The sequence below is a fragment of the Aliiroseovarius sp. B-4 genome, assembly GCF_056857795.1.
In genome coordinates, this window is record NZ_JBSXNV010000027.1 from 79428 (window position 1) to 102465 (window position 23038).

Consider the following 23038-nt stretch of genomic DNA (forward strand, 5'->3'; position numbering starts at 1 on the left):
GTCGCCGACCTCCTTTAAGATTTGGACTGCCGCTTGGCAGCCTTCGATGCGTTTTCAACATCCGACACGCGAACCGTGGTCTTGAGAACGCCTTGACGGCCGTCCTGATAGGTCACAGCGATTTCGAGATCTGTCTCGTCATCGCCAGCATAGATCGCCTCGACGAGCTTGGCATACCGTTCCTCCAGAAAGGCCCGGCGAAGCTTTCGGCTGCGGGTCAACTCGCCTTCATCCGGGTCGAGTTCCTTGGGAAAATTCGCAAAACGTGCCACGCGCGAGCCTTCGGGCAGGAGCGCATTGATGCGCGCCACTTCGCCTTTGATAAGGTCCAGAACTTCGGGTTTCTGCGAGAGATCGGTGTAGGTCGAAAAGCTGATCTTGTTCTCTTCCGCCCAACGCCCGAGAACTTCCATATCGATATTGATAAGCGCGCTGACGAAGCTCCGGGTTTCGTCGCCCAAGGTCATGAGATCCTTGATGAAGGGGCTATACCGCAACCGCGTTTCGATGAATTGCGGCGGATAGCTGTGCCCATTTGCCAGGCGGCGCATATCCTTGACACGGTCAAAGAACAAAAGCTCGCCGTCGTCGGTCATCGACACCGCGTCACCGGTCTTGTACCAACCGTCTTCGGTCAATTCCTCTGCGGTCTTTTCGGGCTTGCCGTGATAGCCACCGAAGCCCGATCCGCCACGCACCTGAAGCTCCCCTTCGTCCGAGACCCTGTATTCCAGCGGTTCGCCGTAGTTCGTGTTGCTTTGCATCCAGCTGCCGCTGGTTTCCAGCTGATAGCTTTCGCCGACATGCGCGGTCAGAAGGCCGATTTCGGTCGCGCCATACACGTTGCGCAGCTTAACCCCCATCGCGTGGAACATACGAAAGACGTCAGGTGCCATCAGGGCGCCGCCGCTCATTGCGTTTTTGGCCTTACCAAGGCCAAGATTGTCGCGCAGGTGATGCAGCACCAGAGCTTCGGCAAAGGGAAGCTGCAGGCGTGCGGCAAGGCTGGGGCTACGCCCCTCCAGCCGTTCCACATAAACGTCGTGGCCGACCTTCATGCCCCAGTTGTACATCGCATTGCGGATTTTGCCCGCCCCCAGCATCCGGGCCTGAACGATGGAGGCGAGATTTTCCCACTGGCGCGGGCTGAACACCAGTGCGTCGACCGCCAGTTCGCGAATGTTGGTCAGTACGTCTTCAGGGCCTTCGGGGAAATTGACGACCATGGGCGCGATCAAACCGATCGACAGGCCGAAAATCTGTTCCGTGACCCAGGCCGGCGAAATGTAGGTCAGGTATTCGGTGCCCGGCGCGATTTCGATTGCCCCCATCACCCGCGAGCAATTGTCGAACAGGTAGCGATGGCTGATGACAACGCCCTTGGGTTTTCCCGTGGTACCCGAGGTATAGGACAGCAAGGCGGTATCGTCCGCCCGTCCACGTTTTACGTGTTCTTCAAATCTGGCGGGTTCCTTGGCGTGGATCTGACGCCCTGCCGCGCTCACACTTTCAAACGAATGCAACAGGGGATGATCATAGCCCCACAGACCGGAATCGTCCCAGTAAACGACCGCCAGGGCGCCCGAGTACTTGCCCGCAATCTCGATGCATTTATCGACCTGCTCCTGATCCTGCGCCAGAAAAATCCGCGTTTGCGAGTCTTCGGCCAGATACAGAATCTCTTCAGCGTTTTGATCCGGATAGACAGACAGGACTTTGCCGCCTAACGACTGGACGGCGTATTCAGCCCAGAAATGTTCGGGTTCGTTTTCGCCAATCATCATGACGGATTCGCCAGCCGACAAGCCCAGGTTCTCCAACCCGAGAGCCAGGGCGCGAACCCTGTCAAGAACATCGGCCCAGGTGAATTCACGCCAGATGCCCAGGCGCTTGTGCCGTTCGGCGAGGTTGGTCGGTGTGGATGTCGCTCGCGCGAGCAAAACCTGCGGCAGGGTTTCGCTATGTGTCACTGCTGGGTCCGAAAAGACCATTGCTGTCCGTTGTTTGACCATGCCGCTACCCCAGATATGCCTTTATGACAGCCGGGTCCTTCTGGATTTCTTCCGGGGTGCCTTCGGCGATGACCCGCCCGAAATCCAGCACCACGATCCGGTCGGCAAGGTCCATCACGACGCCCATGTCGTGCTCCACCAGAACTACCGGAATCTTGCGCGCCTCGCGCACATCGAGAATGAAGCGCGCCAGGTCTTCTTTTTCCTCCGAGTTCATGCCGGCCATCGGTTCATCCATCAGCAGGATCGACGGTTCCTGCGCCAATGCACGGCCCAGATCGACACGCTTGCGCAACCCATACCCCAACGTGCCCACGGGCCGGTTGCGGATTGCCTCGATCTCGAGAAAATCGATGATCTCCTCTGCGGCTTCACGATGTTCCGATTCCTCGCGCATCACGGGACCGAACTGGAAAAAGGCCTGGACTACATTCGATTTCATCAGCATGTGGCGGCCGATCATAATGTTTTCCACCACCGTCTGCCCGGCAAAAAGATGGGTGCCCTGAAACGTCCGCGCCAGACCGCGCCGGGCGATCTGGTCAACACGCAGGCCGGTCACGTCCTGCCCGGACAATTCGACACGGCCCTTCTGCGGACGGTAGAAGCCCGCAGTCACGTTCAGAAGTGATGTTTTTCCGGCTCCGTTCGGTCCGATAATTGCAAGCAATTCATCGTCGGCCACAGAAATGCTCACATCGTCGAGCGCGGTCACACCGCCAAATTTCAAAGTTGCACCACGCACCGCAAGCGGTGAGGATACGTGCCCGTTATTCGTGGTCATGTTGCGGCCCGTGCTTTTGCCCCACACCTCATGGAGGCGCGCATAGCCTGACCGCACGGTTTTTCGTTGGTTACGAGTTTTCCTCGCATTGTTCCTCCTCCCACCTCTAAATTCAGAGGTTTGCCTGGTTTATTTACCAAGTTTCTCCGCCATTCCTAACAGATGTTAGAAAATTTGGTCAACAATTGAATTCGCTACCGAAGAAAAACGATCAGACAGCCGCGTACTCTGCGGAAAAGCTTCGAAGACCGTTTTGATCCTGACACCAGACTGTCCCGGAGGTGCCGGTCTCTTCATTGTGCAGTTGCAATTCGCAGGGCAGGGTGAGTGGCGCGAGTCCGCGAAAAGAAAACCGGTGAGGCGATGTTTTCAACGCATCCGCCGCCAGATTCAGAAGTAGCGTGGCTTGCAAGGGGCCATGGACAACAAGCCCGGAATAGGCTTCGGTTTCGGTGGCGTAGATGTGGTCATAGTGAATGCGATGGGCATTGAACGTCAGCGCCGAATAGCTAAACAGCAGAACAGGATCCGGTGTCAGGGTCGATCTGAGCGTGGTGGGGTCACCCGCGTCAGGTGCGCTCTCGCCCGTGCGGGGGGCGGAAATCTCACGATAAACGATCGTTTGCTGCTCCCGGATACAAAGCCGGTTGCCACTCAGATACTCATGTTCGACGGTCACAAAGACCAATGGTCCACTACGGCCCTGCTTGGCCACAATATCCCTGATCGAAGAGCGTCGGGTGATGGTTTCGCCGATTTTCAGCGGCGCGATATGCGTAACATCGCCGCCAGCCCACATGCGGGCGGGCAGCGGAACAGGGGGCAGAAATCCACCCCTCGCGGCATGGCCGTCTTCTGACAGGGCGGTCGCTGGCACGGTATCAAGGGCAAGGCACCAATGAATTCCCAGCGGGACATCGCCCGCTCCATCCCAAAGATGCGGACCGAGCGTGGCGCGGAATTTGTCGATCAGCCCGTGCGTCAGAACATCTTCCTTAGTCTCGGTGCGTCCCAGCCAGGGCGCCAGCGCGTCAAGGTCGATCTCACCCATAATCCTAGCCTTCAGAACGATCTTGGCATGCCGAGGATATGTTCTCCGACATATGACAGGATCAGGTTGGTCGAGATCGGGGCGACCTGATAGAGGCGCGCCTCGCGGAACTTGCGCTCGACATCGTATTCCCGTGCGAAACCGAAGCCGCCATGGGTCTGAATGCAGGCATTGGCCGCTTCCCAGCTGGCCTCCGAAGCCAGCAGCTTAGCCATATTCGCCTGTGCTCCGCAATCCAGCCCAGCATCGAACCGCCTGCAGGCTTCAAAGCGCATCAGATTGGCGGCCTCGATGTTCACATAAGACCTGGCGATAGGGAATTGCACGCCTTGGTTCTGGCCGATGGGACGGTCAAAGACCACGCGGTCACCGGCATAGGCGCGGGCTTTGTCGACGAACCAGTATCCATCACCGATACATTCCGCCGCAATCAGGGTCCGTTCGGCGTTCAACCCGTCAAGAATATGGTAAAACCCGCGCCCCTCGGTGCCGATCAGGTTCTCGGCGGGGATTTCCAGGTTGTCGAAAAACACTTCATTGGTTTCGTGGCCGGGCATATTGGCGATGGGGCGGACCTCCATCCCGTTGCCGATAGCCTCTTTCAGATCGACCATAAAGATCGACAGGCCCTGCGACTTTTTCTTGACCTCGCTCAGCGGCGTGGTGCGTGCCAGCAGGATCATCAGGTCGGAATGCTGGATACGGCTGATCCAGACCTTCTGGCCATTGATCTCATACCGGTCACCTTTCTTGACCGCGGTGGTCTTCAGTTTGGTGGTGTCGGTCCCGGTTGTCGGTTCGGTCACGGCCATGGATTGCAGGCGCAACGCGCCGCTGGCGATGCCGGGCAGGTATTTCTGCTTTTGCTCATCCGAACCATGCCGCAGCAGCGTGCCCATGTTATACATCTGCCCGTGGCAATGGCCCGCGTTTCCGCCGCAGCGGTTCACCTCCTCCATGATGATCGAGGCTTCGGTCAACCCCAGACCCGAGCCACCGTATTCCTCTGGGATCATCGCGGCAAGCCAGCCCTCGCGGGTCAGCGCATCGACGAATTCCTCGGGGTAGGTTTCGTCTTCGCCGAACTTGCGATGATACTCTGGCGGAAACTGCGCGCAAAGTGCGCGCAAGGCGTCGCGCAGATCGGTGTGAGTGTCTGGGGCTGACGTCTGCATCGGTTACTTCGCTCCCGGACCCGACGTTTCAAGAATTTCCTGCTCGGCACGCTGCCAAAGCTCATAGGAAATCGGGTTTTCGCTCTCTTCGAGGATATGACCGACCAGACCGATGGCGCGTGCCATGACGCCAAAGCCCCGCACGATCTTCCAGGGGAAGCCAAATTCACAGCAGATCGCTCCGATCGCCCCGGTGGCGTTGATCGGCAGCATCTTACCCGATTTTTCTTCGGCAACGGCCTGAATTTTCTGGATCAACTCGATGTATTCACCGGACTTGCCGTTCTCGGCAGCGATCTGGAACAGGCGAGGTGTGCGCGGATCGACCGGCTTGTGCACCGGATGGCCCAGCCCCGGCACGATCATCTTGCGGGCGCGGAATTTTTCCACCGTCTCGACGGCCAGCGCATCCAGATCGACACCGGTGCCCAACTTGTCCTGTGGCAGTGCCTCGTAAAGCATCTTCGAGGCACCCTCCATAGAACCGACAAAGACGGTGCCCAGCCCGCACAAGCCAGCCGCCACAGCCGCCTGAAGCGATTCCGGCGCCCCCATATAGGTCATCCGCGCCGCCAGGGCCGAGGGCGTGATACCATGTTCGACCAAGGTAATGACGATAGCGTTAAAGACGCGGCTTTCCTCGGGCGTGGCCTTGCGACCCGTCAACTGCAGAAACGCCAGATCGCCGAGGTTCATGTGGCCCAGGATCTCGTTGGGCAGATCGAGCCCACGCACGCTGATCTTGTCAGAGGTGCTCCAGGCAATGTCGGAGCTGATTTTTTCTTTGCGTTTTCCCATCAAACCGGATCCCACGAAAAGACATCCGCCGAAACTTCGAGCGGCGTGAACTGTGATTTGAGCGCGGGAATGGCGCGCTCGGCGATTTCATCGGCGGTCCAGCCATCATCGGAATGAACCGACCGCACCGGGCGGGGCTGGTTGAACAGGAAGATCTCGTTCTTGCGAACCGCAAAGATTTGTCCTGACACGTCAGCCGCGCGGTCGCTCATCAGGAAACAGGCCATCGGTGCAACCTTGGCCGGTGTCATCTCCTTGATCTTTTCGACCCGTGCCACCTGTTCCGGGGTGTCTGTCTTGATAGACGAGATCATCCGGCTCCAGGCGAAGGGCGCGATGCAGTTTGACCGCACGTTCCAGCGTTTCAGGTCGAGCGCTACCGATTTCGAGAAGGCCGCGATGCCCAGCTTTGCCGCCGAATAATTCGCCTGCGCCAGATTGCCGATCAGCCCCGAGGTCGAGGTCATGTGCACCAGAGCACCGCCCTCTTGCTCGCGGAAATAATCGGCCGCCGCGCGGCTGGTGTTGAAGGCGCCATAGAGATGGACCTTCACCACCGCGTCGAAATCCTCGTAGGTCATTTTGTGGAAGAACCCGTCGCGCAGGATGCCGGCGTTGTTCACCACCGCGTCGATGCGGCCGAATTCCTTGACACCCGCCTCGATCATCGCGCGCGCGGCGTCCGGATCGGTGACGTTGCCGCCATCGGCGATCGCATCGCCGCCCGCCGCCTTGATCTCTTCGACGACTTTCTGCGCCGCAGTTTCTGTCTGACCGGTGCCTTTCAGGGATGCGCCCAGATCATTGACCACCACGGCGGCGCCTTCTGCGGCTGCCATCAAGGCGATATCACGCCCGATCCCACCGCCGGCCCCGGTGACCAGAACGACCTTTCCGTCAAGTGCTTTTGTCATCTTCTTGCTCCCTCAGCGTGACTTGCGGTATTTGTCCAACCCGCCGGTGTGCATGACCCGGCCCATGAGCGGCACACCGATGATCTCTTCTGCTTTGACCGCCGCTGCGATCAGCTTGTCCAGATCAATGCCGGTTTCGATGCCGAGCTCGTGACACAGGAACACTGAATCCTCGGTGCAGACATTTCCTGCGGCGCGCGCGTGGCCGTGGCCCGCGAAAGGACAGCCGCCAAGACCGGCGACGGAGCTTTCGAACATGTCCACGCCCATCGACAGGGCCGCATAAACGTTGGCGATCCCCAGCCCACGTGTGTCATGGATGTGCATACCGATGCGCGCCTCGGGCGCCAATTCGCGCAGGGCGCCGATCATCCGTTTGACCGCCTCGGGGTTTCCCCAACCCATGGTGTCGGCGACCACGAGGATCGGCACGGGGATGTTCTCTTCTTCGCATAGCTGAAGGATAAAGCGGAAATCGTCCAAGATGCGTTCTTGGGGGATGGGGCCCTCGAGGTTGCAGCCGAAGGCGGTCATCACATAGGCCGCGTCGACGGTATATCCCTCTTCCTTGTAAAGACGGACCCAGTCACGTTGTTTTTCCCGCATCTCGGCCGAGGAACAATTGTTGTTCGATTGGGCGAATGCTTCGGAAGGATAGAACAGCAGACGCGGGTCGATATCGACCTCATGCGCGGTCAGGGCCTTGCGAAACCCTTTGTCGTTCAGCCACAGCGATGTGTAGTTCACGCCCGGTTTGCGCTTGATACGCTGAAACAACTCGCCGGTGTCCGCCATCTGAGGAACGTATTTCGGGCTGACAAAGCTGCCGACCTGAATGCGTTTCAAGCCGGTTTCGCTGAGCATGTCGATCAGTTCGATCCGCTCTTCGATCGGGTAAATCTTCTTTTCGATCTGAAAACCCTCACGCGGGCCTTCTTCACGAAATTCTACGAATTTGGGAAAGTCGCTCATTTCATCACTCCTCGGATGGCAGGATCTCGGCGATGACCTGGCCGCGATCGACCATGTCCCCATTCGAGACGGATATATTGCTGGCGATCCCGGCCGCGGCCGCCCGGATCGAGATTTCGAGTTTCATGGATTCCATGACCGCGACCACGTCGCCTTCGGCCACGCTCTGACCATCGGAGACCTTGATTTCGACAATCATGCCGGTCAGCGGAGAGGTCACGGCGCGATCCGCCGCGGCATTGTCGCCGGCAAAGGCAAGGGGCGCGGCGGGCCGAAATACCAGGCGGCCTTCGGGCGTATCCAGTTCGATCACGCCCGCGTGCAGGCGCGCGTCGATCAGATGGACGGTGTCGCCTTCGCCGACACGCCAACGGCCCGGGGTCAGTTCACGTGCCGACAGTATCAGCGCCTCGCCTTTCTCCGAATGGATGGTGTACTTGGCACCCGGTTTGACAGGACTGACGCGCAGTTCTTCGGATACCTCGTCAGAATCGGTAAGCGTCACGCGCTGCCCCGCTTCAATCGCATCGCCGCCCAGTCCAAGCCGCCAGCCGGTAAAGGCATCACGGTTGGTCCAGGGATTGGCGTTTGTGTCGCTGCGCGACTGGGTCACGAAGAGAATGGCAGCGGTCGCCTTCCACAGATCGGGGCGGGTCAGGCCGGGTGCCTGTGTCAGCTCATCCAGCCTGCCGTCGATCCAGCGGGTATGCACCTGCATCCGTTCGAATTCATGGTTTCGCGCCAGCGCCGTTAGAAAGGCGCGATTGGTCTCGACACCTTCGACCGCGACATGATCAAGCGCCGTGGCCAGACGTGCCAATGCGGTTTCCCGGTCGGGCGCGTGCACGATCAGCTTGGCGATCATCGGGTCGTAGTAGGGCGTGACGGCATCGCCTTCTTCGACGCCGCTGTCGATGCGCAGGCCCGATGGCAGGCTGAGCGTGGAGAGCGTGCCCGTCGACGGGGCGAATTGCATCGCCGGATCTTCGGCGTAAAGCCGCGCCTCGACCGCGTGGCCGTTGATCGTCAGATCGTCCTGCACCAGTCCAAGGCCCGCGCCTTCGGCAATCCGCAGGTGAAGCGCGACAAGGTCCAGCCCGGTGATCGCTTCGGTGACGGGATGTTCCACCTGAATGCGCGGGTTCACCTCAAGGAAGAAATACTCGCCACCCGCGACCAGAAATTCGACCGTGCCCAGCCCGCGATAGTCCAGCGTTTCGCCCAAGCGCACCGCGTCGCGTGCGATGTCGTCCAGAAGCGTTCGGGGCAGACCCCAGGCCGGGGCTTCCTCGATGACCTTCTGGTGGCGGCGCTGAAGCGTGCAATCGCGTTCGAACAGATGCACCACATGGCCTTTGCCGTCACCTGCGATCTGCACTTCAACATGGCGCGCCTCGGGCAGGAAACGCTCCAACAGCAGCCCTTCGGAGCCGAAGGTGGATTTTGCTTCGCGCAGCGCGCCTTCGATGTCCTCGACCAGCGTGGTTTCGTCAGTGACGAGCCGTTGTCCGCGCCCACCACCGCCGCCGACCGCCTTGAGCAGCACCGGCAGGCCCATTTGGCGCACCTCCTCGGCAATCTGCTCGGGATCGGACCGCGCACCTTCGGCGCCCGAAATCACCGGGACGCTGGCCGCCACGGCGGCCTCTTTGGCGCTGGCCTTGTCGCCGAAACGTTCAAGCGTTTCAGGCGTCGGCCCCATGAAGATCATGCCGGCGGCTTCGACCGAACGAGCAAAATCGGGGTTTTCGGCCAGAAAGCCATAACCGGGATGGATCGCATCCGCGCCCACTGATTGCGCAGCGGCAATCACCGCGTCGATTTTCAGATAGCTCTCGGATGCAGGTCCGGCGCCGATACAGACAGATTTGCCAATCTCGCGGACATGCAGGGCATTGGCGTCGGCCTGCGAATGCACGCCGACGGGAATGATACCGCTGGCCCGCGCAGTGCGCGCGATCCGGCAGGCAATTTCGCCGCGGTTGGCGATCAGAAGCGTCTTGATTTTCACGGTTCGCTCCTCACATCCTGAACACGCCGAATTTGGTATCGACCTTGGGTCTGCGCGATGTCACATCCAGCATCAGCGCCATGACATCACGGGTCTCACAGGGCTCGATCACGCTGTCGATCCAAAGGTTGGAAGCAAAATTATAGGCTCCCTGAAAATCTTCGTATTCCTTGCGGATCGGTGCCTTGAAGGCTTCCTCCTCCTCGGGGGTCCAGCTTTTGCCTTCGCGTTCGTTGATCTGCGCGCGGACCTGAGCCAGCACGCTGGCGGCCTGTTCCGGCCCCATGATCGCCGACCGTCCCGTCGGCCAGGCAAACATTGCGTCCGGCTGGAACGGGCGGCCCAGCATGGCCAGGTATCCCGCCCCATAGGAGCCGCCGGTGATAATGGTGAATTTCGGCACCCGGGCCGAAGACATGGCCGTGATCATCTTGGCGCCAGCCTTGGCAATGCCCATCTGCTCGACCTCGCGGCCCACCATGAAGCCGTTCACATCGGCCAGGAACAGCAGCGGAATATCACGCTGGACGCAGAGATTGATGAAATGCGTGGCCTTCAGTGCGGCTTCGACGAAAAGCACGCCTGTATTTGCGAGAATACCGACCTCGTGGCCGTGGATGCGGCCCCAGCCGGTCATGATCGTGTCGCCATAAAGCGGTTTGAATTCGTGAAAATCGCTCTCATCGACCAACCGAGCCACGATTTCGCGGTTGTCGGTCGGCACCTTGGGGTCGCGGCTGATGAGTCCATAAATCTCTTCGACCGGGTAGGCGGGCGCACGGGGCGTTTCGGGCGTCTTGCGGGGTTGGGGTTTTTCGCCAAGATGGCTGACAATTTCGCGCGTGATGGCCAGAGCGTGGGCGTCATCTTCGGCCAAATGGTCTGTCACACCGGAGACGGACGAATGCATCTTGCCGCCACCCAGTTCTTCGGCTTCGACCTTTTCGCCGGTTGCGGCAAAGGTCAATTCCGGTCCGCCTAGATACATAAAGCCCTGACCGCGCACGATCACCACTTCGTCACAGAGCGCGGGGATATAGGCACCACCCGCGGTGCAGGGCCCCATGACCACGGCGATTTGCGGCACACCATCGCCAGACATGCCGATCTGTTGGTGAAAGATGGAGCCGAACTGGCCTTCGTCGGGGAAAAGGTTGGCCTGGTCGGGCAGGAAGGCACCGCCGGAGTCCACGAGGGTGATGACGGGCAGGCGGTTTTTCCAGGCAATTTTCTGTGCCCGGACGTGTTTGCGGCAGGTGATCCCGAAATAGGTGCCGCCCTTTACGGTGGCATCATTGGCGATGATCATGCACTGACGGCCTTCGATCACGCCAATACCGGTGATGATGCCGGCGCCGGGTGGAACTCCCTTGTGCATATTCAGTCCGGCCAACTCGCCGAGTTCCAGAAATGGTGTGCCCGGGTCGATCAGTCGTTCGATCCGTTCGCGCGGCAGGATTTTGCCTTTGTCCACATGACGTTTGCGCGCCATTTCGGGGCCGCCGACGCGCTGTAAGAGCCGGAGGGCATGTAGTTCATCGACCTTTTCGCGGTAAGACACGTCGTTGGCGCGGAAGTCGTCCGACGCGGTGTCGAGAAGGGATTTCATTCTAGTCATGGCAGGTCTGGATATTTCCTGAGAACGAAGGCGACCTTGGCGGCGCCAGGTTTTTCGAAAGTGTCGGCCGCAACCAGGTGAACGTCGGCCTTGAAGACCAAGGATTCGCGCAGGCGCTGCTCGATTTTCTTTTTGAGGGTGACGTCATCGGCCGGATCGCGATTGGGGCCGCGTTCGACAATCACCGTCAGCGCGCCCTGCGTGGTGTGGCCCTCGAAATCGGCCACGATGCGCATGACGCCATTGGTGTCCGGCACCATTTCGGTAATGACGCTGTTGATCGCCGACGGGAAGACATTGGCCCCCCGGACGATCAGCATGTCGTCGGTCCGGCCGGTACAGCGGATCTTCGGCCCGGTGCGGCCGCAGGAGCATTCGGTATCGATCACTTCGATATAATCGCCTGACCGGAACCGCACGAGCGGGCTCGCCTGGCGGCCGAGCGCGGTATAGACCATCTCGCCCTCGGCACCTTTTTCCCAGGGGATGATTTCGCCGCTTTCGGGGTCGAGCAATTCGGTGATGATATAGTCCATGTTGACCATGTGCATACCCGACTGGGCGTCGCACTCGGCCCAGTATGTCACGCCCAGATCGGTGCCGCCCAGCATCTCGGTGCATTTCGCACCCCAGGCCTTTTCGATCTTTGCCCGAATTGCGGGAATGCCGCCGCCGGGTTCGCCGCCGACGATCACGCGCTCGATACCCAGTTCGCTGGCCTTGCATCCCAGCACCTCGGGAGCCTTTTCGGCCAGGTGCAGAACAAAGTTCGGAGCGCCGACCACGCAACGCGGCCGCGTGTCTGCGCAGGCGCGCAGCAGACGTTCTGCACCGCCATCCGCCCCCACCGGCACATCGATCGTGCCCATGTACTGCAATCCCTGCATCACCGGGATGCCGCCGACAAAGCCCTTGGCCAGCGAAAACGCGTGCAACACCATATCGCCCGGTCGCACCCCGTTGGCGAAGAAGCAGCGCGCCGTCATCTCGTGCCACATTTCGGCGTCGGATTCGGTCAGGGCCACATACGAGGGGCTGCCGGTGGTGCCCGACGAGGCCTGCATCTGGATGATGTCCGACATTGGTGCCGCGCGGTGCTTGCCGAAGGGCGGTTCCGCAGCAAGGCTTTCGCGGATCTCGGTCTTGTAGGTGTAAGGCAGCTTCTGCAGGTCTTCGATGCTGCGAATCTCGTCGAAATCGACACCGGCGTCGGCGAACTTTTCCTGATAGAAGGTCGAATTCGACTTGAGATAGGCCATCTGGTCACGCAGCCGCTCTTCCTGAATACGGCGCACCTCGTCGAGCGGCGTGCCCTCGATCGCGTGCCAGAAGCGATCATTTACCTTGTCGGCGGCATCCTCCCGCCGGAAGCGCATTCCAAATTGCATGTCGTTCTCCGTTCCAAGCCGTGGCGATCAATAGGATCGTGGCAGGCCCATGACCTTTTCGCCGATAAAGCTCAGGCACAGTTCGCGGTTCACCGGCGCTGTGCGCAGCAGGCGGACCAGCGGGTACATTTCGTAAAGTCCCGTATCTTCGGTAAAGCCCGATCCACCATGCGCCTGAAGCGCCGCGTCGACCGCTTCGATCCCGGCTTCGGCGGCGGCATATTTCGCCATGTTCGACGACGCACCGGCAGGCAGCTTGTTGTCGAACTCCCATGCCGCGCGCCGGGTCATCAGACTGGCCATCTCGACCGCTGTGTGCGCCTTGGCCATCGGATGCTGCACGCCCTGGTGCGCACCGATGGGTTGGCCGAACACATTGCGCTCGGAGGCATAGGCCACGCCCTTGTTCAGGGCGAACCGGCCGATGCCGCAGCACAAGGCGGCCAGGATGATACGCTCGGGGTTGAGGCTGTCGAACAGGATCGAGAACCCTTCGTCCACCTCGCCGACCACATCCTCGGGGCCGAGATCCACATCGTCGAAGAACAGTGTCCACTGCTCCTCGGGCAGGGGGATCGAGATCTTCACCCGCTGCTTGTCGACGCCTTTTTTCTTCAGATCCACGGCGAACAGGGTAAAGCCGTCGGTCTTGCGGCTGACCTCGGTATGCGGTTTGGTCCGCGCCACCACGAGGCAGTAGTCGGCCACTTCGGCCCCGGTGATGAAGGTCTTTTCGCCCGACAGGCTGAACCGGTTGCCTCGACGCTTGGCCAGCGTAGTGGCCTTCATCGTGTTAGACCCGGCCCCCGGTTCGGTGATCGCGAAACAGAACTGGATATCACCGCGGCAGGCAGCCGGCAGCAGTTCTTTCTTGTGGAACTCGCTCCCGTGGCTGGCGATATGGGCCAGCGACATGGTCGGCCCGACCACCATCATCAAAAGAGGAATGCCGTGATTGGCGGTGCCCTCCATGAACAGGGCCATTTCGGTCATACCAAGGCCCGCGCCGCCATATTCCTCGGGCACCATGATGCCGAGGAAGCCGTCATCGGCGATCTGGCGGAACATTTCGTGCGGAAACTCGTGCTTGCGTGCGTGTCTCAGCCAGTAATCGTTGTCGAACTTCTGCGCCAGCTGGCCGCCATAGTCGTAAATCTGGCGTTGTTCGTCGTTCAAAATGAAATCCATGCTTCGTCCTCAAGCCTTGAATTCGGGGGCGCGCCGGTTCTCGAATGCATCGAGGCCCTCGGCCACGTCATCGCTGGGCAGTGCGCGCACGGCGGCATCGCGCTCAAGCCGCATCTGCTGGTCGATACCAAGGTCCGCGCCTTCGCGCGCCAACCGCTTCATCTCGGCGATGCCGGGACGTGAACGGGTGGCGATTTTCTCGCAGTATTCCAGCGCAGACTTGTGCAGGTCCGCATCCGGCACGATGTAGTTGACCAATCCGGCCTCTTTGGCCTCGTCCGACTTGAGCCAGCGGGCCGAGAACATCAGGTCGAGCGCCCTGCGCTGCCCCATCAACCGTGTCAACCGCTGCGAGCCACCCCAACCGGGAATCAGCCCGAATTGCGCGTGCTGATCGCCAAACTGGGCGCTTTCGGCCGCGAAACACACATCGCATGCCAGCATCAGTTCGATCCCGCCGGCCAGACACAACCCCTGCACTGCCACCACGACAGGGAGGGAGGAGGTTTCGAGCGCACGCAGGTTGTTCATGCCAAAGGCGATGAAATGGTCCAGCGCGGCGGGATCGTTCAATTTACCTTTCACTTCCACCAGATCGGCACCGGTGCAAAAGTGCTTGCCCTGCGCCCGGATGAGGATCGCCCGAATAGCGGGGTTCGCCTCGAATTCCGCACGCGCGACAGAAATACGCTCATGCACCTCAAGTGACAGGCAATTGAATTTCTCGGGGCGGGCCAGTTCGATGATGCCGGTGTTGCCCTCGGAAGTGACGAGGATGGGGTCGCTCATTTCGAGGCTCCCTTCGCCTTCTTGTCATACTGCAGCGCCATGCGACCGACCTTCTCGCGGGCGATCACCAGCTTCTGGATCTGCGCGGTGCCGTCACCGATCTGCAAGCCGAGCACATCGTTGTAGCGCTGGTGGTGGGGCAGGTCGGTGGTGTAGCCGTAATGTCCGTGCAGGATCAGGCACTGGTGCAGGATCTCGCAGGCGGTTTTGGGCAGGTACCATTTGCACATGGCGGCCTGAGAGGTGTGGGGCAGGCCACGGTCGCGCAGGTCCAACGTGTAATAGCAAAGCTGGCGCATCATGGTCAGTTGGGTCTCGGCCTCGGCCAAGGGAAAGCTGACACCCTGATACTGCACGATCGGGGCTCCGAATGCCTCGCGCTCCTGAACGTAGGCCCAGGTTTCATCCACCGACGCTTGCGCGGCCCCCAGGCACTCCAGCCCGATCAGTGCGCGGGAATAGTCGAAGCCCGCCATGATCGTGCCAAAGGCATGGTCCTGTTCCGCCATCATGTTTTCAGCCGGCACGAAAACATCGTCAAAGAAAACCGAGCCGCGCCCGACAGGCTTGGTGCCGATGTCGTCAAAATGGGTGCGCTTGATGCCTTCCTGGTTCAGATCGACGAAAAAGGCGCTGACCCCGCGTGAGCCGCCATCAGGATCGCCGGTACGGGCAAAGACGACCGCCGCATCCGCCTGACTGGCAAAACTCATGGATGTCTTTTCACCGTTCAGCCGCCAGCCGTTGCCGGATTTCTCGGCCCTCAGAATCAGGTTCGCCGCATCCGAACCGCCGCGCGGCTCTGTCAGGCCCAGGCCAATGACCGCATCACCCGAAACAACCTTGGGCACCCATTCCGACGCGATGTCCTTGGAGGCATGTTTGGCAACCATTCCGCCCATGAGAGAGCCCAGAAGCTGCACGTAACTTGCGTTGAAATCGGCATAGGCGATCTCTTCGACGATCAGCCCTGACGTGACAGAGCTTTCGCCGAGACCCCCGAATTCCTCGGGCAGATCGGCCCCGATCAGCCCCAGTGCGCCCATCTCCTTGATCAGCGCACGGTCGAATGTATGGCCGCTGGCGCGTTCTTGATATGTGGGCGCAAGCCTTTCAGTTGCGAAGCGCTTTGCGGTCTCGCGAAACGCCTTCTGATCGTCTGTAGGCTGGAATTGCATCGGTGCTCCTCCCCATGAGCGAAAATCTTCTTTCCAAAAATCTAACAAATGTTAGAATGTAGATCAAGTGCAGTTTTGAGGAGGAGAACCAAAGTGAAAAATAGACCAGATGGAAGCTTTGAAACCATGCTCTCGCCCATCCGCGCAGGCCAGCATACATTGCGAAATCGTGTCATCATGGGGTCGATGCACACGCGGTTGGAAACCGAGCCTGACGGCATAGCCAAACAGATCGCGTTTTACGCCGAGCGTGCGCGGGGGGAGGCGGCGATTCTGGTCACCGGCGGGTTTTCGCCCAATGCCGAGGGCATATTCGATCCAGAAGGTCCGAGAATCGATGACCCGGAAGAAGCGCTTGACCTGCGCCCGATCTGCGAGGCGGTGCAGGCCGAAGGCAGCCTGGTCTGCGCGCAACTCCTCCACGCCGGGCGCTATGCCAAGATCGAAGGGTGTGTGGCCCCGTCGCCGATCCGCGCCCCGATCAACCGTTTCATCCCGCGTGAAATGACCGAAGCCGACATTCTCCGTACCATCGAGGATTTTGCCGTAGCGGCCGCCAATGCGCTGGCCGCAGGCTTTGATGGCGTCGAGATCATGGGGTCCGAGGGATACCTGATCAACGAATTCACCGTCACCCACACCAACAAGCGCCAAGACGACTGGGGCGGCAGCGCCGCGAACCGCCACCGATTCCCGGTCGAGATCGTGCGCGCGGTGCGCGAACGTTGCGGCCCCGACTTTCTGGTCATCTACCGGATTTCGGCGGCCGATCTGGTCGAGGGCGGCGCGCCCGCCGAAGAAATTGCCGCACTGGCCCGCAAGATCGAGGCTGCGGGTGCGGATATCCTGAACACCGGCATCGGCTGGCATGAGGCCCGCGTGCCGACGATCGCCTACCCGGTGCCGCGCGGTGCCTGGCGCAAGGCGGCAGCCAACGTCAAAGCGGCGGTGTCGATCCCGGTAGTCGCCTCGAACCGGATCAACACACCCCAGCTTGCAGAAGACATACTTGCCTCTGGCGATGCGGACATGATCTCGATGGCGCGCCCGTTTCTGGCCGATCCGCATTTCGTGAAAAAGACGCGCGAGGGCCGCGCAGACGAGATCAACACCTGCATTGCCTGCAACCAGGCCTGCCTGGATTTCATTTTTTCGGACCGGCCGGTCGGATGTCTGGTCAATCCAAGGGCCGGGCGTGAAACGGAATTCCGGGATACGCCAACCGACACGCCAAAGAAAGTGGCCGTCGTTGGCGGTGGTGCCGCGGGCATGGCCACAGCCGCCGAGGCGGCACGGCTGGGCCACGATGTCACCCTGTTCGAAGCGCAGGACAAATTGGGCGGTCAGCTGAATCTGGCCCGCGCCGCACCAGGCAAGGACGAATTCGACGAAACCCTGCGGTATTATGCCGGTCAGATGCAGAAACACGGGGTCACGCAGCGTCTGGGACAGCGGGCAGAGGCGAGCGATCTTGAGGGATTTGACCATGTGGTCATCGCCACCGGGGTCACGCCGCGCATTCCCGACCTGCCGGGTATCGACCATCCCAGCGTCGCGACCTACGCCGAAATTCTGTCCGGTGACCGCGAGGCGGGCGACCGTGTCGTGGTGATGGGGGCGGGGGGCATCGGTCATGATGTGGCCGAGTTCCTAGTGACCAAACCCGCCGAGACCGCGAATTCCGACGTCTTTTGCGAAACCTGGGGAGTGGACCCCGAGTTTGTCTCCTCGGGTGCCCTGGCGGGCGACCCTCTGGCACCGAAGCCGTCGCGCCGCAAGGTCGTCATGCTGCAGCGCAAGACCGCTAAACCGGGCGCGGGGCTTGGTGTTTCGACAGGGTGGATCCTGCGCAACGCGCTGCGCAAACATGGGGTCGAGGCAATGGGCGGGGTGACCTATGAACATATCGACGATGCGGGGCTGCACATCGTCGCGGACGGAAACCCGACGGTCATCGCAGCCGATACAATTGTGCTGTGCACCGGTCAGGAACCGGAACGGGCCCTGGCCAAAGAGGTTGTAGCGCGCGGCGTCCCGGTTACGATGATCGGCGGGGCAAAGGAGGCCGCCGAACTGGATGCGCTGCGCGCCATTGATGAGGGCGTGCGCCTGGCGCAGGATCTCTGAACCGAGGCTCGGGCAAGGGGGAAACTATGCTGACCGACGTCATCCGCGCGGGGCGCGCTGATCTGTATTCGATCTTTCGAACCCGCGCACATGACTGCGCCCGCGCCCTCGCCATCGAGGACGGCAGCAGAAAACTGACCTATGCAGAACTGCTGGAGCGGGTCGATCGTCTGGCGGCTGTATTTCTGGCACGAGGCGTGGCGCCCGGAGACAGGATCGCGATCCTGTCGCATAACCGCTCAGAATACCTGGAGGTCGAACTTGCAGCAGCGGGAATCGGCGCGATCGTCGCCTGTCTGAACTGGCGGCTTGCCCCCGATGAACTGCGGCACTGCATCGATCTGGTCGAGCCGGTTCTCGCGGTTGTCGAACCGGAACTTTCAGAAGCTTACCGCGCCGTCGCGTCGACACCCTGTCTAACCGTCGGGCCAGACCTGGAAACGGCCATTGCCGGGGTCGAGCCGGACCCGCGCACCGGAACCATGGTTGACGACCCCGAGGCCGGTCTGACGATCCTCTATACCTCGGGGACCACGGGCCTGCCCAAGGGGGCGCATATCAGCCACCGCGCGCATATCGCCCGATCCATGGTTTTTGCGGCCCAGCTGGCGCTGGATCCCGGCGACGGGTTCATCGCCTGGGCGCCGATGTTCCACATGGCCTCCACCGATCATGCGCTGGCAACGATCCTGCGGGGCGGGACCGTGGTGATGGTGGACGGGCTGCAGCCCGCCGTCATCAACGAGGCGCTGTCACGCCACAGGATCGGCTGGTTCGTGATGATGCCCGGGGCACTGGAGGCTTTTATTAACGAACGGCACGCCAACCCTTTGCCGCTGAAGGGGATCAAGGTTTGCGGCGCAATGGCTGATCTGGTGCCGCCGCATCAGATCGCGGAACTGACCGGTCTTCTGGACACGCCCTATCTGAATTCCTTCGGGGCGACCGAAACCGGCCTGCCGCCGGGAACCGCCGATCTGATCGCGCCGGGTGTGACCCCGGACCGGCTGTCCAAGCGCATCAGCGCCTTTTGCGAGGTGCGGCTGGTCGATCCCGACGACCGCGAAGTCCCCGATGGAACGCCGGGCGAAATGGCGCTTCGGGGTCCGACGCTGTTTTCCGGGTACTGGAACGCCGACGACACCAATGCCCGTGACTTTCGCAACGGCTTTTTCCACATGGGCGATCTGTTCCGGCGCAATGCGGACGGCACCGTCGACTTTGTGGATCGGGCGAAATACCTGATCAAGACCGGAGGTGAAAACGTCTATCCGGCGGAAATCGAACGTGTGCTTCTTTCTCATCCCGATGTGATCGATGCCGCCGTGGTAAGGGCCTTCGACGCGAAATGGGGGGAAAGCCCGGTGGCCTTTGTCGCCTGTGACGATGACGGGCCGGATGCCGAGGCGCTGCTGAACTTGTGCCGCGAAAGCCTCGCTGGCTATAAGCGACCACGCGAAATTCGCTTCATCGCGTTCGAGGATTTTCCCAGATCGACCAGCGGCAAGATCCAGCGGCATATCCTCGAAGCCCGGCTCGCAGATTAATTTTCGCTCTGACCCGATCGTCAGCCAGCCACGCCAGTTCGCCCCAATAGCGATAAAAGCGTTCTTATCCTCGTTGCCACGAGCTTCTTATCCCCGCCCTTTGGAGTAACCCCCTGAAAGTGATCCACCATCTGGGATAGATTGACCCGCGATTGAAGCGCAGCCCTCTGTCGGACTACACGGCTAGGGTTTTCCGGGTGTTTGAGCTCAGGAGGATTCGTAGATCCCTGAGCCATTCATCAGTGCGATCGGTGGTTTGTTCCCGGTTGCGCTGTGGGGGCAGCAGTAACCCGGCGCATCGCACCGACGGGCATGGACTGCCGGCAATTGCCGGTTGGGGCTGCTGCGGGCCTTCAAGGGAAAGTCGGCGACTATCCGATGTGCGGGACAAAGCGGACATTCGCCAAGCGACCTCAAACGTCCGGTTCTGTACTGCGGCCCGACAAAACGATATCAAGTGATCAGCGGTCAGCCGATCGCACCTGTGTAACTGTCTTCTTCGGCCCTCCTGTCTGCATGATCTGGGACAGGTAAGAATTGCGCCGTCTGATGAAGTCACGCAGAAGGGTCGGGTAATCTTCACTGACGGCATTCTTCACAGAAACCCGACGCTCCAGTTCATGTCGCCAGGCCCTTACACGGGCAAGCCCTGTGAAGACGCCAAACTCTCCGATGGTGTCAAAAACGTCGAAATAGCGGAAGACCGGGCCGAATACGACATCGACGAGGCTGAACCGGTGGCCATCGAACCATGGTCCCTCCCCAAGCTCCGCGTCCAGCCGAAGGAACTTTGCGCGGAGCGCCGCCACTTTTTCTTCCAACGCTTTCTCGTTCGGCGCCGAGTAGAACCCCGCAATGTCGTTCAAGACAGCAGATCCAAATTCAATCCAGGCACGGTGGCGGGCGCGATCGAGAGCGTCGTGCGGATGAAGCGCGTGGGGTTGTGTATCCTCAAGATATTCGAGGATAACCGCAGATTCGAAAATCGGCGTCCCGTCCACAACCAGGACAGGCGTCTTGCCCAGCGGAGATATGGCAAGAAACCAGTCGGGCTTGTTCGAAAGATCGATGTCAGTTCTCTCGAACGTGACACCTTTCTCAGTGAGCGAGATCGCCGCGCGCTGCACATATGGGCAGAGCGCATGGCTAATGAGGTGGAGGCTCATGTTGTCTCTCCCGCCATCTGCACGTTACCGGGCGCGAAGGAAGGGCTGAGGGCGAAACGGCCGTCGCCCAGAAGCCCTTGCACGATGGCAAGCAGCGTCAGATAGGCCGGGTATTCCCACCCGCCGTTCTCGTATCCGAACATCCAGCCGTTTCCGGAGTGAGCCCAGGTCGCACCGGCCAGGATGGGCACGGTCGCCGACGCGACCCACCGAGCCTGTACGCCGAGGACCAAAAGGGCACCGGCAATCGCCTCGACTGCAAAGACCATATAAGCAAACCAGCCGGGCAGCCCGATCGAAATGAAGAACTGCGCCGTTCCGGGAAGTGTGAAAATGAAGAGCTTGAGAAACAGGCTGTGCGCCAGGAACATGATCCCGAGTGCTATACGGAGCAGGAATATCCCAAATTCTGTGAGGTGCGATTGTGACATGATATGATCCCATATGTCGATGCAGTTGCATCTATATATAGCGCGTCACATGCGATGTCAAGGTTGATGCACTTACATGTACATGATAGGTGCTGGATATGAACGAGATTGACCATGCTACTGAGGCCGCCTGGACAGCCCTCATGACTAAAAGCCGCGTTTTGCTTGAGGCTGTCGAAACGTCTCTGAAATCGGCAGGATACCCGCCAATTGCATGGTATGACGCGCTTCTCGAACTCGAGAAGGCTGGCCCGGACGGACTCCGGCCATTCGAACTCAAAGACCGGATTTTGTTACCCCAATACGGTACCTCGCGGCTGCTGAACCGTATGGTGAAAGCAGGGCTGGTGAACCGACAGGACTGCTTGGAAGATGGGCGAGGTCAAAACATTTCTATCTCTGAAAAGGGTAAATCTGTCAGGAGGGCGATGTGGCCGATCTATGAACGGGTTCTGTCGGAAAGGATCGGCGCAAAGCTGAAACCCAAAGACGCCGCTCAATTGGCCTCGCTACTCTCAAAGCTCTGAAGTCTAGGTCGACTGACGCGAAACCTGTCTGTGACTTTCCACGCTAAGTGGCCCTGAATTTTTTTCACGTTAATTGGCCGACAGTTGCCTATGTCGGTGTGCGAAGGGTGTTTCGGGCTGTTTCGACGTCCTTTCGCATCCAACAGACCTCTGCGTGATCGTTGATAAATCCCATGGCCTGCATGAATGCATATACGGTGGCCGGCCCCACGAATTTGAAGCCAAGCTTTCGTAGGTCTTTGGACAGGGTCTCGGACGCTGGTGATTTGGACCGCATTTGTGGCAGTGCGTCGTCCTTGGCAGGTTCATATAGCCAGATGAATGCGGCGAAGGAGCCTTCCTCTTGGACGACCTCGAAAGTACGGCGAGCGTTGTTGATCACGGCTTCGATCTTGCCTCGATAGCGAACAATTCCTTCATCGGCAAGTAGGCGCTTAATATCGTTGTCGTCAAAGTTCGCAACTCCCCGAAAGTCGAACCCGGCGAAGGCAGCACGAAAGTTCTCGCGCTTGGCCGGAATGGTGCGCCAGCTCCGCCCTGACTGGAAACTCCGGCGTGACGGCAGCCCATCGGCACCGTGGGCGTCCATCCGTTCCAATTACGGTTGCAGCATCAGGCCGCTGCCGCATAAACTTGAACAGAAACTGAACCAGATCCTCCGTTACGATACAGTCTCAGCTCTCCGAAAAACCCTGACGAGGGACAATCGGCGACCGCACTGCTAAAGGCTAACATTACCGCTTGGCAGGTCTGAACCTGCTGGCGGCGATCTGGATACCGCGCGCGCCTACGGGAAACGGTTGGCCGAGGTCGCGAGCCGCTGGAACAGCTGATCCAGCTGTCTGAATAATCGGCCCGGCCGCCCGGATCGGATGTGCTGCGGCCGGGTTGCGCTCAGTCCGCGACCCCCGCCCGCCCGATCAGCGCCATGAGCGTTCCGGTCATCGTTGCGACGAGCTTTTCATCCTGGCTCTTCACGGCATAGGCACGCGCCTCGCATATGGTCAGCGTCCTGCCTGGTTTCACCACGTCAGCGACGAAGCGAAACCGTTCGCCGTCCGCCGGGTTGAGTAGGTTGATCTTGAATTCGGCCGTCAACACTGCCGCGTCCGCTGGCATCAGCGAAAAGGCCGCGTATCCGCAGGCGCTGTCCAGCGCTGTCGACAGGATTCCGGCATGCAAAAACCCATGCTGCTGGGTCAGTGCAACCTGATGTGCCATTTCCAGAACGATGCGGCCGGGTAACAACTCGGCAATGCTGATCCCCAACGTGTTCATCACCTTCTGGCGATCGAAACTGTTGCGCACGCGTGCGTCATAGTCGGGGTTTTTCGGTTTGAATTGTGTCATGGCGGGTCTTCC

20 protein-coding genes are annotated in these 23038 nt (G+C 60.2%); 3 read left to right on the forward strand and 17 right to left on the reverse strand.

Annotated features, from left to right (window positions below; translation table 11 throughout):
• Nucleotides 1-14 precede the first annotated feature (14 nt).
• The 13 genes from AC13C8_RS02870 to AC13C8_RS02930 form a co-directional block, all read right to left on the reverse strand.
• Nucleotides 15-1970 carry an AMP-binding protein gene (locus AC13C8_RS02870; protein ID WP_233145719.1) on the reverse strand — a complete coding sequence of 652 codons (1956 nt, stop codon included), beginning with the start codon at nucleotides 1968-1970 and terminating at the stop codon, nucleotides 15-17.
• Nucleotides 1971-2016: 46 nt separating this feature from the next.
• The gene (locus AC13C8_RS02875) at nucleotides 2017-2796 is read right to left on the reverse strand and encodes an ABC transporter ATP-binding protein (protein ID WP_028288584.1); all 780 of its coding nucleotides are present in this window, start codon (nucleotides 2794-2796) and stop codon (nucleotides 2017-2019) included.
• Nucleotides 2797-3007: 211 nt separating this feature from the next.
• A complete protein-coding gene (locus AC13C8_RS02880; RefSeq protein WP_152467124.1) occupies nucleotides 3008-3847 on the reverse strand; it encodes an HTD2 family dehydratase in 840 nt (279 codons plus the stop codon).
• Between the two features lie 11 nt (nucleotides 3848-3858).
• Nucleotides 3859-5022 carry an acyl-CoA dehydrogenase family protein gene (locus AC13C8_RS02885; protein WP_152467125.1) on the reverse strand — a complete coding sequence of 388 codons (1164 nt, stop codon included), beginning with the start codon at nucleotides 5020-5022 and terminating at the stop codon, nucleotides 3859-3861.
• Nucleotides 5023-5025: 3 nt separating this feature from the next.
• Nucleotides 5026-5820 (reverse strand): citryl-CoA lyase, encoded by a 795-nt coding sequence (locus tag AC13C8_RS02890; RefSeq protein WP_152467126.1) that lies wholly within the window; start codon nucleotides 5818-5820, stop codon nucleotides 5026-5028.
• The gene (locus AC13C8_RS02895) at nucleotides 5820-6734 is read right to left on the reverse strand and encodes an SDR family NAD(P)-dependent oxidoreductase (RefSeq protein ID WP_152467127.1); all 915 of its coding nucleotides are present in this window, start codon (nucleotides 6732-6734) and stop codon (nucleotides 5820-5822) included. The genes AC13C8_RS02890 and AC13C8_RS02895 overlap by 1 nt, the downstream gene beginning before the upstream one ends.
• Before the next feature lie 12 nt (nucleotides 6735-6746).
• Nucleotides 6747-7706: a hydroxymethylglutaryl-CoA lyase gene (locus AC13C8_RS02900; RefSeq protein ID WP_152467128.1), complete on the reverse strand. Its 960-nt coding sequence runs from the start codon at nucleotides 7704-7706 to the stop codon at nucleotides 6747-6749.
• Nucleotides 7707-7710: 4 nt separating this feature from the next.
• Nucleotides 7711-9717 carry an acetyl/propionyl/methylcrotonyl-CoA carboxylase subunit alpha gene (locus tag AC13C8_RS02905; protein WP_152467129.1) on the reverse strand — a complete coding sequence of 669 codons (2007 nt, stop codon included), beginning with the start codon at nucleotides 9715-9717 and terminating at the stop codon, nucleotides 7711-7713.
• Between the two features lie 10 nt (nucleotides 9718-9727).
• Nucleotides 9728-11335 (reverse strand): acyl-CoA carboxylase subunit beta, encoded by a 1608-nt coding sequence (locus AC13C8_RS02910; protein ID WP_152467130.1) that lies wholly within the window; start codon nucleotides 11333-11335, stop codon nucleotides 9728-9730.
• Nucleotides 11332-12723 (reverse strand): phenylacetate--CoA ligase family protein, encoded by a 1392-nt coding sequence (locus AC13C8_RS02915; RefSeq protein ID WP_136340197.1) that lies wholly within the window; start codon nucleotides 12721-12723, stop codon nucleotides 11332-11334. Before AC13C8_RS02915 ends, AC13C8_RS02910 begins: the two co-directional genes overlap by 4 nt.
• A 27-nt stretch (nucleotides 12724-12750) precedes the next feature.
• Complete coding sequence (locus AC13C8_RS02920; RefSeq protein WP_027264402.1) at nucleotides 12751-13911, reverse strand: acyl-CoA dehydrogenase family protein; 1161 nt, start codon at nucleotides 13909-13911, stop codon at nucleotides 12751-12753.
• Between the two features lie 9 nt (nucleotides 13912-13920).
• Nucleotides 13921-14700, reverse strand: coding sequence for an enoyl-CoA hydratase/isomerase family protein (locus AC13C8_RS02925; protein ID WP_027264403.1), 780 nt, complete (start codon nucleotides 14698-14700; stop codon nucleotides 13921-13923).
• On the reverse strand, nucleotides 14697-15878 hold the full coding sequence (locus tag AC13C8_RS02930) for an acyl-CoA dehydrogenase family protein (protein WP_043753664.1): 1182 nt from the start codon (nucleotides 15876-15878) through the stop codon (nucleotides 14697-14699). Before AC13C8_RS02930 ends, AC13C8_RS02925 begins: the two co-directional genes overlap by 4 nt.
• Nucleotides 15879-16004: 126 nt before the next feature.
• Between AC13C8_RS02930 and AC13C8_RS02935 the strand changes: the two genes are divergently transcribed.
• Together AC13C8_RS02935 and AC13C8_RS02940 are read left to right on the forward strand one after the other, a co-directional pair.
• Nucleotides 16005-18005 (forward strand): NADPH-dependent 2,4-dienoyl-CoA reductase, encoded by a 2001-nt coding sequence (locus AC13C8_RS02935; protein WP_152467196.1) that lies wholly within the window; start codon nucleotides 16005-16007, stop codon nucleotides 18003-18005.
• A 26-nt stretch (nucleotides 18006-18031) separates the two neighbouring features.
• Nucleotides 18032-19552, forward strand: coding sequence for a class I adenylate-forming enzyme family protein (locus AC13C8_RS02940; protein ID WP_152467131.1), 1521 nt, complete (start codon nucleotides 18032-18034; stop codon nucleotides 19550-19552).
• 461 nt (nucleotides 19553-20013) lie between these two features.
• Here the strand turns inward: AC13C8_RS02940 and AC13C8_RS02945 are convergent, their stop codons facing one another.
• Both AC13C8_RS02945 and AC13C8_RS02950 read right to left on the reverse strand, forming a co-directional pair.
• Nucleotides 20014-20718 carry a glutathione S-transferase family protein gene (locus AC13C8_RS02945; protein WP_043753650.1) on the reverse strand — a complete coding sequence of 235 codons (705 nt, stop codon included), beginning with the start codon at nucleotides 20716-20718 and terminating at the stop codon, nucleotides 20014-20016.
• Entirely contained in the window at nucleotides 20715-21149 is a 435-nt protein-coding gene (locus AC13C8_RS02950) for a DoxX family protein (protein ID WP_036051600.1), read from the reverse strand. Before AC13C8_RS02950 ends, AC13C8_RS02945 begins: the two co-directional genes overlap by 4 nt.
• A gap of 98 nt (nucleotides 21150-21247) precedes the next feature.
• Here AC13C8_RS02950 and AC13C8_RS02955 point away from each other — a divergent pair, with 98 nt between their 5' ends.
• Nucleotides 21248-21676, forward strand: a complete 429-nt coding sequence (locus AC13C8_RS02955; RefSeq protein WP_232237122.1) for a MarR family winged helix-turn-helix transcriptional regulator — start codon at nucleotides 21248-21250, stop codon at nucleotides 21674-21676.
• 88 nt (nucleotides 21677-21764) lie between these two features.
• Here the strand turns inward: AC13C8_RS02955 and AC13C8_RS02960 are convergent, their stop codons facing one another.
• Nucleotides 21765-22265, reverse strand: coding sequence for a DNA-3-methyladenine glycosylase I (locus tag AC13C8_RS02960; RefSeq protein ID WP_136340201.1), 501 nt, complete (start codon nucleotides 22263-22265; stop codon nucleotides 21765-21767).
• A gap of 305 nt (nucleotides 22266-22570) precedes the next feature.
• A complete protein-coding gene (locus tag AC13C8_RS02965; RefSeq protein ID WP_152467132.1) occupies nucleotides 22571-23026 on the reverse strand; it encodes a PaaI family thioesterase in 456 nt (151 codons plus the stop codon).
• Between the last annotated feature and the right edge of the window lie 12 nt (nucleotides 23027-23038).